General features: G+C 74.3%; 12 protein-coding genes. 11 read left to right on the forward strand and 1 reads right to left on the reverse strand.

Features of this window, described 5'->3' with window-relative positions; all coding sequences use genetic code 11:
* The first annotated feature begins 3 nt into the window (after positions 1-3).
* The 3 genes from zwf to ACL02T_RS27055 all read left to right on the forward strand — a co-directional run bounded on the left by zwf (position 4) and on the right by ACL02T_RS27055 (position 4,287).
* Complete coding sequence (gene zwf / locus ACL02T_RS27045) at positions 4-1,521, forward strand: glucose-6-phosphate dehydrogenase (protein WP_412833598.1); 1,518 nt, start codon at positions 4-6, stop codon at positions 1,519-1,521.
* A complete protein-coding gene (locus tag ACL02T_RS27050) occupies positions 1,518-3,680 on the forward strand; it encodes an FUSC family protein (protein WP_412833599.1) in 2,163 nt (720 codons plus the stop codon). Before zwf ends, ACL02T_RS27050 begins: the two co-directional genes overlap by 4 nt.
* A gap of 229 nt (positions 3,681-3,909) precedes the next feature.
* Positions 3,910-4,287 carry a hypothetical protein gene (locus ACL02T_RS27055; protein ID WP_412833669.1) on the forward strand — a complete coding sequence of 126 codons (378 nt, stop codon included), beginning with the start codon at positions 3,910-3,912 and terminating at the stop codon, positions 4,285-4,287.
* Between the two features lie 93 nt (positions 4,288-4,380).
* Here the strand turns inward: ACL02T_RS27055 and ACL02T_RS27060 are convergent, their stop codons facing one another.
* Positions 4,381-5,082, reverse strand: coding sequence for a YoaK family protein (locus tag ACL02T_RS27060; RefSeq protein ID WP_412833600.1), 702 nt, complete (start codon positions 5,080-5,082; stop codon positions 4,381-4,383).
* 172 nt (positions 5,083-5,254) lie between these two features.
* Between ACL02T_RS27060 and ACL02T_RS27065 the strand changes: the two genes are divergently transcribed.
* The 8 genes from ACL02T_RS27065 to ACL02T_RS27100 all read left to right on the forward strand — a co-directional run bounded on the left by ACL02T_RS27065 (position 5,255) and on the right by ACL02T_RS27100 (position 12,253).
* Positions 5,255-6,325, forward strand: coding sequence for an NADH-quinone oxidoreductase subunit B family protein (locus tag ACL02T_RS27065; protein WP_412833601.1), 1,071 nt, complete (start codon positions 5,255-5,257; stop codon positions 6,323-6,325).
* Positions 6,326-6,384: 59 nt separating this feature from the next.
* Positions 6,385-8,133 carry a nickel-dependent hydrogenase large subunit gene (locus ACL02T_RS27070; protein ID WP_412833670.1) on the forward strand — a complete coding sequence of 583 codons (1,749 nt, stop codon included), beginning with the start codon at positions 6,385-6,387 and terminating at the stop codon, positions 8,131-8,133.
* An 11-nt stretch (positions 8,134-8,144) separates the two neighbouring features.
* On the forward strand, positions 8,145-8,648 hold the full coding sequence (locus ACL02T_RS27075) for a NifU-related iron-sulfur-binding protein (protein ID WP_412833602.1): 504 nt from the start codon (positions 8,145-8,147) through the stop codon (positions 8,646-8,648).
* A 21-nt stretch (positions 8,649-8,669) separates the two neighbouring features.
* Positions 8,670-9,275, forward strand: a complete 606-nt coding sequence (locus ACL02T_RS27080) for a DUF5947 family protein (protein WP_412833603.1) — start codon at positions 8,670-8,672, stop codon at positions 9,273-9,275.
* A 1-nt stretch (position 9,276) separates the two neighbouring features.
* Positions 9,277-9,906: a DUF6084 family protein gene (locus tag ACL02T_RS27085; protein ID WP_412833604.1), complete on the forward strand. Its 630-nt coding sequence runs from the start codon at positions 9,277-9,279 to the stop codon at positions 9,904-9,906.
* Entirely contained in the window at positions 9,899-11,293 is a 1,395-nt protein-coding gene (locus tag ACL02T_RS27090) for a hypothetical protein (protein ID WP_412833605.1), read from the forward strand. Before ACL02T_RS27085 ends, ACL02T_RS27090 begins: the two co-directional genes overlap by 8 nt.
* A complete protein-coding gene (locus ACL02T_RS27095) occupies positions 11,290-11,802 on the forward strand; it encodes a hydrogenase maturation protease (RefSeq protein WP_412833606.1) in 513 nt (170 codons plus the stop codon). The genes ACL02T_RS27090 and ACL02T_RS27095 overlap by 4 nt, the downstream gene beginning before the upstream one ends.
* A 163-nt stretch (positions 11,803-11,965) precedes the next feature.
* Positions 11,966-12,253, forward strand: coding sequence for a HypC/HybG/HupF family hydrogenase formation chaperone (locus tag ACL02T_RS27100; RefSeq protein WP_412833607.1), 288 nt, complete (start codon positions 11,966-11,968; stop codon positions 12,251-12,253).
* Positions 12,254-12,256: the final 3 nt, after the last annotated feature.

A 12,256-nucleotide genomic window follows, 5' to 3' on the forward strand; every position in this document is an offset into this window, starting at 1 on the left:
TCGGTGGAGCCTCCCCGCGCCGGCGAGGTCCTGGTGCTGTTCGGCATCACCGGCGACCTCGCGAAGAAGATGATCATTCCTGCCTTGTACCGGCTGGTCCGGCGGGGCGAGCTGACCGTGCCGGTGATCGGCGTCGCGCTGACCGACTGGGACGACGACCGGCTGCGCGCGCACCTGGCCGACTGCGTGCGCGCTGCGTCCGGTCGGAGCGGCGGGGAGGTCGACGAGGAGGCCCTGGAGCGGCTGCAGCGCTCGACCTCCCTGGTGGCGGGCGACTACACCGACCCGGCCGTGTTCACCCGGCTCGCCGACGCCATCACCGAGCACGCCGGTCCCACGGCGTTCGCGGTGCACTACCTGGCCGTGCCGCCCGCGCTGTTCGGCACCGTGGCCGACGGGCTGGCCGGGGTCGGCCTGCACACCCGCTCCCGGCTCGTCGTCGAGAAGCCGTTCGGGCGGGACCTGGCCTCGGCCCGGGCGCTGCAGGCCCTGCTGGCGAAGCACTACCCGGAGGACCGGATCTTCCGGGTGGACCACTTCCTCGGCAAGGAGCCGGTGGAGGACCTGCTGGTGCTCCGGTTCGCCAACACGCTCCTGGAACCGCTGTGGGACCGGCAGTGGATCGACCGGTTCGAGGTCACCATGGCCGAGGACTTCGACGTCGCCGACCGCGGCTCGTTCTACGACGCCGTCGGCACGGTCCGCGACGTGGTGCAGAACCACCTGCTGCAGGTCCTGGCCTACCTGCTGATGGACGCGCCGCTCTCCGACGCCGCGGACGACCAGCGCGACGCCAAGGCGCGGTTGCTGCGGGCGGTGCGCCGGCTCGACCCCGCGGAGGTGGTCCGCGGCCGGTACGACGGCTACCTCGACACCCCGGGCGTCGCGTCGGGCTCGACCACCGAGACCTTCGTCGCGGCCACCTTCCACGTCGACGACTGGCGGTGGGCCGGGGTGCCGGTGCACCTGCGGGCCGGCAAGGCGCTGCCGGACACGGTGCTCGACGTCGTCGCCGTGCTGCGGCCGCCGCCCCGGGCCTTGTTCTCCGGTGGGCACGCGGCCGTGCAACCGGACCGGGTCCGGCTGCGCCTGCAGCCCCGGGCCGGGATCACGATCACGCTGCTCGCCAAGCAGCCGGGGCAGGGCGACATCCCCACCGAGATCCCGCTGTCCGTGGACTTCCGCGAGGTACTGGGCCCGGTGCACGCCCCCTACGAGCGGATCTTCGGCGACGCGTTGGCCGGGGACCCGGCGCACTTCGCCCGCATGGACACCATCGAGCAGGCCTGGCGGATCGTCGAGCCGATCCTCGACCCGGGGATCGCTCCGCAGCCCTACGCGCGGGGTTCGTGGGGACCCGAGGCCGCCGAGCGGCTGCCCGGCCCCGCGGGCTGGGTGACGCTTCCCCCGGCGTGGACCGAGGCCCCGGCGCCGCGGGACACGGCGGGAGGAACCTCGGCGACGGGGCCGGCGGGAACGGGAGCGGCGCGACCCGCGACGGAGGGAGCCCTCACCCGGTGAAGGCACCCGCCGGGCCGGTCCTGCGCCGGGCGGTGCGGGTGTCGACGGCCGCCCTGTCCGGCTTCTACGTGTGCCTGTACGGCGTCGGCGACCCGGTCGTGGCGATCTACGCGCTGTTCACGGTGATCGCCCTCGGCGCGCTCTCCGAGGTCACCGGCCCGCCCGACCGGCGGCTGCGCACGTTCCTGGCCGCCGTCGCCGCGGGCGTCGTGCTGGTGTCGCTGGGCACCCTGCTCGCGGTGTCGACGTGGGCCGCCGCGGCGGGCATGCTCGTCGTCGGGTTCGTGGTGGCCTACGCCGGGGTGGGCGGGCCGCGGGTGGTCGGGGTGGCGAACGGGCTGCTGTTGCTCTACGTGCTGCCCTGCTTCCCGCCCTTCCAGCCGGACACCCTCGACCAGCGGCTGCTCGGGCTCGTCCTCGGCGCCGCGCTGCTGATCGTCGCGGACCGCTACCTGCTCCCCCCGGCCGACCCGCGGCCGGTCCCGGACCGGCTGGCGGTGCTCGCCGACACCGTCGCGGCGTTCGCGACCGCACTCGCCGGGGTCCTCCGCACCCCCGGCGCCCCGGCCCCCGAGTTCGCCCGCCGGCGCGAGGTGCTCGAGTCCGCCGAGGACCTGCGGATCACCAACCTCCCGCTTGCCGAGCGCCCGCTCGGTCCCGGACGGCGCGACCGCAGCCTGCTCACCACCGCGGCGGCGGTGCGGGCGGCCGCGGACCGCTGCGTGACGCTGGCCGATCTGCTCGGCGGGCCGGGCGATCCGCCCCACCCGCGGACCGCCGACCTGGTGGCCGCGTCAGGTCGCGTCCTCGGCGGGCTGGCGCGCACCCTGCGGGCCGGCCGGGAGGCCGTCCCGGTCGACGGGAGCGGGATCGAGGGGGCACTCGCCGCCCACGGTGCCGCCCGGATCCCGGGGCCGGCACCGACCCTGCGGGCCGGACTCGCCGCCGTCGCCCTCGCCGAGGAGGTCCGGGTCGCGGCGCTCGCCGTCTCGGGCTGGTCGGGCGCACCGCTGCCCGCACCCGCCGAGACCCCCGCCCAGCTGTGGTTCCTGCACGCCACCCGCACGCAGCTGTGGTGGCGACGGCTGCGCGGGCACCTCACCCCCCGCTCGGTCTCCCTGCAGAACGCCGTCCGCCTCGCGCTCGGGCTCGCCGTCGCCCGCGTCGTGGCCGGGGTCCTCGACCTCGCGCACGGCTTCTGGGTGCTGCTCGCGACGCTGAGCCTGATGCGCACCTCGGCGGCGGCCGACCGCCCGGTGCTGGTCCGGGCCTTCGCCGGCACGCTGGTCGGCGCGGTGCTCGCGGCCGGGATGCTGATCGCGGTCGGCACCGACCGGGCCGTCTACGTCTGGCTGCTGCCCGCCGTCATGCTCGGGACGTTCGCGGCGGGCCCGCTGCTGGGTGTCGCCGCGGCCCAGGCCGGCTTCACGGTGCTGGTCGCGGCCCTGTTCGCCCAGCTCGCACCGTCGACCTGGCGCCTGGCCGAGGTCCGGCTCGTCGACGTCCTGGTGGGTGGGCTGATCGGCGCCGTGATCGGCGCGGCCGTGTGGCCCCGGGGCGGGGGCGGGGAGGTGCGCAGGGTCGCCGCCGACGCCCTCCGAACGGTGGCCGACGACGCCGAGGTCGTCGCCGCGGTGCTCGCCCGGGCGCCCGCGCCGCACCCCGACGAGCCCGCCCGGCTGCACACCGGCGCCGTCCTGCTCGAGCACGCCTACGTCCAGTACCGCACCGAGCCGATGCCGCGCGGTCCCGTGGGTCCCGACTGGCTGACCGTGGTGCTCGTCGTGCACCGGCTCGCCGCCTACGACGAGGCGCTCCGCGACCGCCATCCCGTGCTGCCGGCCGTGCCGGACGCCCCGGCCGAGCCCGGCGCGGACCGGCTGCGCGCGGCCACCACGGACGTCGCCGCCGCCTACCGGCGCACGGCCGACGCGGTCGGGTCGGGCCGGATGCCGGAGGACCTCGCCGAACGGTGCCGGGACCGGTTCCCGCCCGTCCCCGCCGAGAGCGATCCCCGGTTGCTCGACGGGTGGGGGTGGTTGCACGCCCTGTGCGACAACCTCGCCCGGATCCGCCGCGCCCTCGCCGGCGACCCCGGTCCGCCGGCCACGGCCGGTGTCGCGGCGTCCGCCCCGGACGAAGGTCAGCCGGGCTCGTAGGAGAACTCGACGACGCACCCGTCGGGGTCGGCGACCTTGACCGAGGTGTGGCCCTCCTCGTCGCACCACTCGACCTCCGGCACCCCCTCCCTCCGCAAGCGCCGTCCAGCCCCAGGGTGTCGATCACCCGCCCGCCGCCCTTCCCTCGAGGCAGGATGGGCGGTGGACTTGCGGGAAGGAGGGGGCGGTGAACCTCGCGGTCGGCGCGATCGCCTTCGTGTGGCTGGGCATGGTGTCGGCGCTGTCGTTCCTGGAGGCGCCGCTGAAGTTCCGCGCGCCGGGCATCACCCTGCAGCTGGGCCTCGGCATCGGGCGGCTCGTGTTCCGGGCGCTGAACGCGGCCGAGGTCGTGCTGCTCCTCGGCGTCGGCGTCGCGCTGGTGGCCGGACCCCGGTCGACGTCGATCGGCTGGGCGGCGTCAGCGGTCGCGCTCCTGCTCCTGGTGCAGCTCGTGGCGGTCCGCCCGGCACTGGCGGCTCGCACGCGGCGGGTGCTCGCCGGTGACCCGCACACCGGCTCGAAGGCCCACCTCGCCTACATCGGCCTGGAGGCCCTCAAGGTGGGCGGGCTCGTCGTGCTCGGCCTCGCCGCCTTCGGGGTCGTCTAGTCCGCTCGGCCTCGCCGCCTTCGGGGGCGTCCAGCCCGCGCGGGCTCCCCGCCTTCGGGGTCGTCCAGCTCGACGAGCGGGCGGACGCCGCCCTCATCCCTCCCAGTCCGGCCCGCGCCGCAGCAGCGAGTGGGCCGCCACCCCCACGCCGGCCAGGAGCAGGAGGATCAGCGCGAAGGCGGCGGGGGCACCGGCCGTCCGGACGAGCACGGCACCGGCGACGGCACCGACCAGCAGGCTGAGCACCGCCGCCGCCCGGCGCAGCACGGCCGGCCGGGTGGAGTGGGTGTGGTCCGCGGCGAGTCCGGTCATGGACATCGAGATCACGCTGGTGTTGAGGTCGGGCACCCCGATCCGCCGGGCCACGGCGTTCTGCACGCCCATGGCCACTGCCGCGATGACGGCGGCCGCCAGGGTCGGCGCGGAGTCGGTCGCCGGCGGCCAGATCAGCACGAGGACGAGGCAGACGGCCAGGAGCACCCACTCGACCAGCACGGCGGCCCGGAGCAGCGCGCCCCGACGGTCGATCCGGTCGATGAGCACACCCCCGGCGGCCGCCCCGACCAGGAACGCGGCCAGCACGGCCAGCGAGGTCCGGAGGGAGAACTCCGGGACGCCGGCGATCGCGAACCCGCTGACCACGACGTTGCCGGTCATGTTGGCGACGAAGACCCGGCCGAGGGTCAGGAGGCTGATCGCGTCGATCACGCCGGTGACCAGGGTGAGGACGAGCAGCAGCACCGGGAGGGACCCGTGGCGCTCCTCCGCGAGGCGCAACCGAGGGCCGGCCGTCATGGGGCGAGTGAACCAGCCGCCGCGCCGCCGTGGAAGGAGGCCGCCGCCGACGGTGCACCGTGCGGCTATCTGTTCCGTGCACTTACTCCGCACGGGCGTCGCGGCTACAACGGTGATCTCGTCCGCACGTCGGCTCGGCGGTGCAGCGCCGACCGCCCAGGGGGTGACACCGATGTCAGCACCGACCACGGAAGCCGGACCCGCGGACGCGGCCGAGGACTCGCCCGTCCACATCCTCTGGATCAACGCCGGGCTGAGCTGCGACGGCGACTCGGTCGCCCTGACCGCCGCCACCCAGCCCACGATCGAGGAGATCGCCCTGGGCGCGCTCCCCGGCCTGCCGAAGGTCGCCGTGCACTGGCCGCTGATCGACTTCGACAACGGGCCGGTCGGCGGCGCCAACGACTTCATCGAGTGGTTCTTCAAGGCGGAGCGGGGCGAGCTCGAGCCGTTCGTGCTGGTCGTGGAGGGGTCGATCCCCAACGAGGCCGTCAAGCCCGAGGGTTACTGGTGCGGCTTCGGCAACAATCCCCTCACCGGCCAGCCCATGACGACCAGCGAGTGGCTGGACCGTCTGGCGCCGAAGGCCCTCGCGGTCCTCGCGGCGGGCACGTGCGCCACGTACGGCGGGATCCACGCGATGGCCGGCAACCCCACCGGCGCCATGGGCGTGCCGGACTACCTCGGCTGGGACTGGAAGTCCAAGGCCGGCATCCCGATCGTCTGCGTCCCCGGCTGCCCCACCCACCCGGACAACCTCTCCGAGACGATCCTCTACCTGCTCTACCAGGCGACCGGCGCCGCCCCGATGATCCCCCTCGACGACGCGCTGCGCCCCACCTGGCTGTTCGGCCAGACGGTGCACGAGGGCTGCGACCGCGGCGGCTACTACGAGCAGGGCCAGTTCGCGACGGAGTACGGCGAGCCGACCTGCCTGGTCAAGCTCGGTTGCTGGGGCCCGGTCGTGAAGTGCAACGTCCCGAAGCGGGGCTGGATCAACGGCGTCGGCGGCTGCCCGAACGTCGGCGGGATCTGCATCGGCTGCACGATGCCCGGCTTCCCCGACAAGTTCATGCCGTTCATGGACGCGCCCCCCGGCAGCCTCGTCTCCGGCACGGCCAGCAAGGCCTACGGCGGCGTGATCCGCAAGCTGCGTGCCATCACCGAGTCCAAGCTCGACGCCGAGCCGATGTGGCGGCACCGCGGCGAGGAGCTCACCACCGGCTACCGGAAGGCCTGGTGACGACCGTGACCGCGACCGAACCCCGCATCGCGTCCGAGGAGACCACCGGCCTGACCGAGATGGCCTGGGACCCGATCACCCGCATCGTCGGCAGCCTCGGGATCTACACGAAGATCGATTTCTCGCAGAAGCGGGTGGCCGAGTGCCACTCGACGTCGTCGATCTTCCGCGGCTACTCGATCTTCATGAAGGGCAAGGACCCACGCGACGCCCACTTCATCACCAGCCGGATCTGCGGCATCTGCGGCGACAACCACGCCACCTGCTCGGTCTACAACCAGAACATGGCCTACGGCGTGCGCCCGCCGCACCTCGGCGAGTGGATCATCAACCTCGGCGAGGCCGCCGAGTACATGTTCGACCACAACATCTTCCAGGAGAACCTGGTCGGGGTGGACTACTGCGAGAAGATGATCGCGGAGACCAACCCCGGGGTGCTCGAGCAGGCCAACCGCACCGAGGCGCCGCAGGCCGCCGACCACGGCTACCGGACCGTCGGCGACATCATGCGGGCGCTCAACCCGTTCACCGGTGAGTTCTACCGGGAGGCGCTGCAGGTCAGCCGGTACACCCGCGAGATGTTCTGCCTGATGGAGGGCAGGCACGTCCACCCGTCGACGCTCTACCCCGGCGGCGTCGGCACGCACGCCACCGTCCAGCTCTTCACCGACTACTACACGCGCCTGATGCGGTACGTGGAGTTCATGAAGAAGGTCGTCCCGATGCACGACGACCTCTTCGACTTCATGTACGAGGCCCTGCCCGGCTACGAGGAGGTCGGCCGGCGACGCGTGCTGCTGGGCTGCTGGGGCTCGCTCAACGACCCGGAGCACTGCGACTTCGACTACCGGCACATGACCGACTGGGGCCGGAAGATGTTCGTGACGCCCGGCATCGTCGTCGACGGGCAGCTGGTCACCAACGATCTCGTGCGGATCAACCTGGGCATCCGGATCCTGCTGGGGCACAGCTTCTACCGGGACTGGGAGGACCAGGAGACCTTCGTGACGCACGACCCGCTGGGCAACCCGGTGGACCGGCGGCACCCCTGGAACCAGCACACCATCCCCGCGCCGCAGAAACGGGACTTCGACGACAAGTACTCCTGGACGATGTCCCCGCGCTGGTTCGACGGCACCGACCACCTGCCGCTCGACACCGGCGGCGGCCCCCTCGCCCGGCTCTGGACGACCGCACTGTCCGGGCTGGTCGACTGCGGCTTCGTGAAGGCGACCGGGCACAGCGTGCAGATCAACCTGCCGCGCACCGCGCTCAGGCCCGAGGTGAGCTTCGAGTGGAAGCCACCGACGGACAAGCAGGGCCGGCCGCTGTCGAACGCGATCGAGCGCAACCGCGCCCGCACCTACTTCCAGGCCTACTCCGCCGCCGTCGCGCTGCACTTCGTGGAGCAGGGGCTGGCGGAGGTCCGCGCGGGCCACACCAGGACCTGGGAGAAGTTCACCGTCCCCGAGGACGCGAACAGCTGCGGGTTCACCGAGGCGGTGCGCGGCGTGCTCAGCCACCACATGGTCATCCGCGGCGGGAAGATCGCGAACTACCACCCGTACCCGCCGACCCCGTGGAACGGCAGCGTCCGCGACACCTACGGCACCCCCGGCCCGTACGAGGACGCCGTGCAGAACACGCCGATCTTCGAGGAGAACACCCGCGAGGACTTCAAGGGCATCGACATCATGCGCGCGGTGCGCAGCTTCGACCCGTGCCTGCCGTGCGGTGTCCACATGTACCTCGGCGACGGCAGGGAGCTGCACAAGACGCACTCCCCCGGCTCCTTGAACGTGGTGTAGGGCCGGCCGGCATGGGCGACTGGGACCCGGCGCGCGTGGCCGGACGACTGGAGGAGGTCCTCGACCGGCTCGACCCGCGCACCCGCCCGGCCGGCGAGGAGCTCGTGCGGCTGCTGATGCAGTTCTACGGGTCCGGGTTCGAGCAGGTCGTCGCGGTGGCCCGGGCGGCAGGCGGCGACGGGTTGGTGCACCGGCTGGCGGCGGACCCGCTGGTCGGCGGTCTGCTCGCGCTGCACGACCTGCACCCCGTGCCGCTTCGGGCGCGGGTGGAGCAGGCCATGGCCGTCGCGGCGCGCAAGCTCGGCGGCCACGGTGGCGACGTCGAGCTGCTCGGCATCGACCCGGACGGCACCGTCCGGGTCGCGCTGCCGGCGCACGGCTGCAGCACCGGGACGATGCGCGAGATCGTCACCGACGAGGTCGCGGCCGCGGCGCCGGACACGGCCGGGGTGGCGTTCGTCGAGCGCGACCCCGGCCCGGCCCTGCTGCAGATCGGGGTCCGCCGTGGTCGATGAGGGTCGTGGGGGTGCGCCGCGATGACCGGGTTGCGGCGTTTCCTCTCCGCACCGCCCGCCGAGGCGGCCGTGAAGCGGTGCGAGCTGTGCGCCACGCCGGTCCCGGAGGACCATCCCCACCTGGTGCACGTGACGGACCGCCGCCTGCTGTGCGCGTGCGGGCCCTGCGCCTTCCTGTTCGACGCCCCCGGTGCCGGTGGGTTCGCCCGGGTTCCGGACCGGTACCTCACCGACCCCGGCTCCGCGCCCTCCGGCCCGCAGTGGGACGCCCTGCAGATCCCGGTCGGGATCGCCTTCTTCCTGCGCAACTCGGCGCGGGAGGCCGTCGTCGCCTGCTACCCGAGCCCGGCGGGAGCGACCGAGAGCGAGCTGACGCTCGACGCGTGGGCCACCGGGCCGGGCGCGAGCCCGCTGGCCGGTGAGCTGCGCCCGGACGTCGAGGCGCTGCTGGTGCGTCGCGAGCCACCCGCCTGCCTGCTGGTCCCGATCGACGCCTGCTACCGGCTCGTCGGCCTGGTCCGGCTGCACTGGCGGGGCTTCGACGGCGGTCCCGAGGCACGCGACGCGATCGACGCCTTCTTCGCCGGGCTCCACGAGCGGGCGCACCGGATCGGGAGCGGGGTCTGACGTGCTCCGCTTCGCCTGCACCGGATCCCGCCCCGAGCCCCACGCCGCCGGGCCCGCGCTCCGCCTGGACCTGCGGATCGACGACGGCACCGGCCGGCGGGTGCACACCGTCGCCCTGCGCGTGCAGATCCGCATCGACCCGCGGCCCCGCCGGTACGCGCCGGCGGAGACCGCCCGGCTCACCGACCTGTTCGGCGAGCCCGATCGCTGGGGCGACACGCTCACCCCGCTGCAGCTCGCCACGGTCCCGGTCCTCACCCCCGCGTTCACCGGGAGCGTCACCGTCCCCGTCACGGTGCCGCTGTCCTACGACCTCGACGTCGCCGCCGCCCGGTACCTGCACGGGCTCGACGCCGGCGAGGTCCCGCTGCTGCTCCTGTTCTCCGGCACGCTGTTCTACGCCGGCGACACCGGGGTGCAGGTCGGCCCGGTGCCCTGGCAGGAGGAGGCCCACCACCGGCTACCCGTCGCGGTGTGGCGCGCGGCGATGGACGAGCACTTCCCCGGCGCCGGGTGGGTACGGCTGCGCCGCGACACCCTGGACCGGCTCGCCGCCTTCCGCTCCGCACACACCCTCCCCACCTGGGACGACGCCGTCGAGCGGCTGCTGAAGGAGGCCGACGGTGCCTGAGCGAACCACGGAGCACGACCTCCTCTTCGCCGATGCGGCCGCCGTCGCCGATGCGGTGCTCTTCGAGGGCTACCTGCTCTACCCCTACCGGGCGTCCGCGCAGAAGAACCGGATCCGGTGGCAATGGGGTGTGCTCGTGCCGCAGGGGTTCGGCGCCGACTCCGGGGAGACCTCCGCCAACCGGACCGAGTGCGTCCTCGAGACCCGCGGCCGCGGCCCCGTGCTGCACCTGCGGCTGCGGTTCCTGCAGCGCGAGCGCCGCACCGTGCAGGGACCCGACGGCGTGCCGGTCGACGCCGTCGAGGTGGCAGGCGTGCGACACGTCCCGTTCGAGGAGGGTCTCCCGCGCCACGTCGACGCGGTGCTCCCCCTCGTCCCCGGCGACGAGGCGGTCGAGGTGCCGGTGCACGTGCCGGGCGGCGGGTCCGTCGAGACCCTGCGCGCTCCCGACGGCACCGTCGTCGGAGGGCTGGCCCGGTCCCGGGATCCGCTCGACGCCGCCGTCCGGGTCCGCGTCGACGAGCCGACCGGGCCGTACCCGGTGCTGCGGCTGTCCGTCGAGGTCCGCAACGACGCGACCGCCCCGCCGGGGTCCACCCGCGAGGAGGCGCTGGACCGCGCTCTCATCGGCACCCACCTGCTGCTCGCCGCGGAACGGGCCGCGTTCCTCTCCCCCACCGACCCGCCGGAGTGGGCCGCGCCCTACGTCGCGCAGTGCCGCTGCAGGCACGCCTGGCCGGCGCTGGCCGGACCGGAGGGCCGCTCCGACCTGCTGCTCTCCGCACCGATCATCCTCGCCGACCACGCGACGACCGCGCCGGAGAGCACGATCGACCTGTTCGACGGCACCGAGAACGACGAGCTCCTCACCCTGCGCACGATGACCCTGACCGACGCCGAGAAGGCCGAGGCCCGCGCCACCGACCCCCGCGCCGCCGCCCTGCTCGACGCGGTCGAGGGCCTGCCGCCGGAGTACCTGGAACGGCTGCACGGCGCCGTCCGGTCCCTCACCCCGGTCGCCGCGGACCCGATCCCGACGCTGCACACCCCGGCCGGCGGGGACGGCCCCGACGTCACCCCGCCGGACCGGCTCCCGTGGTGGGACCCCGCCGCCGACGCGGCGGTGGACCCCGACCACGACACCGCCCTGGTCGACGGGGTGCCGGTGGCGAAGGGCAGCGCGGTCGTGCTGCGCCCGCGGCCGGGCGCCGACGCGCAGGACGCCTTCCTCGCCGGGTTGCGCGCGACCGTCCGGGCGGTGGTCCACGACGTCGACGGGGCGGTGCACGTCGCCGTCTCGGTCGACGGCGACCCGGCGGCCCAGCTGCAGCTCGCGCACGGCCGCTTCCGGTACTTCCGGCCCGAGGAGCTGGAGGTCGTGCCATGACCGTGGTGGTCGCCGGCGTCGGCAACGTCCTGCGCCGCGACGACGGCTTCGGCGTCGAGGTCGCGCGGCGGCTGGTGGAGCGCGGCGGGCTGCCGGCCGGGGTCGAGGTGCTCGACGTCGGCATCCGCGGCGTGCACCTCGTCTACCGGCTCCTCGACGGGTGCGCCGGCCTGCTGCTCGTCGACGTGGTGCACCGCGACGGGCCGCCGGGCACCCTCTACCGGCTGGAGCACACGCTCGCCGAGGCCGATCCGCAGGCCCGGCCCGAGGGGATCGCGCTCGACGGGCACGACATGAGCCCCGATCGCGTGCTGGGGCTGCTCCGCGACCTGGCCGCGGCGACGGGCGTCGCGGACCCGGTGGGCCGGGTGCTGGTGCTGGGCTGCGAACCGGCCGACCTCGCGGACGGGATCGGGCTCTCGCCCCCGGTCGCCGCCGCCGTCGATCCCGCGCTGGCCGTCGTCGACGACCTGCTCGCCCTGCTGGTCCCGGAGGGAGCCGCTCGATGAAGATCGTCCTGTTGGCCCTGCTCGGCGCCGTCGCCGGGACGGCCGCGGTCCTCGCGGTCGCGTCCCGCGACGAGATCGCCCGTTATCGCAAGCTCAGTCGGATGTAGCCGGGCGCGTCGGTGTGCGGGGCACCACCGACGGGCACGGGGAACGGAGTTCGCAGATGTGCCTGGGGATCCCCGGTGAGGTGGTCGCGCTCCTCGCGGAGCACCCGGACCTCGCCATGGTCAGCGTCGAGGGGGTGCAGCGGGCCGTGAACATCGGGCTGCTGCGCGAGGAGAGCGAGGGGCCGCTGGAGCTCGAACCCGGCGACTGGGTGCTCATCCACGTCGGCTTCGCGCTGTCGAAGATCGACGAGCAGGAGGCGAAGGCCTCGCTGGAGTGGCTGACGGGCGTCGGCGACGCCTATACCGACGAGCTCGACGCGCTGGCCGCGTCGGACATCACCTGAGGG

Source organism: Pseudonocardia oceanicola, from assembly GCF_047200735.1.
GTDB lineage: Bacteria > Actinomycetota > Actinomycetes > Mycobacteriales > Pseudonocardiaceae > Pseudonocardia.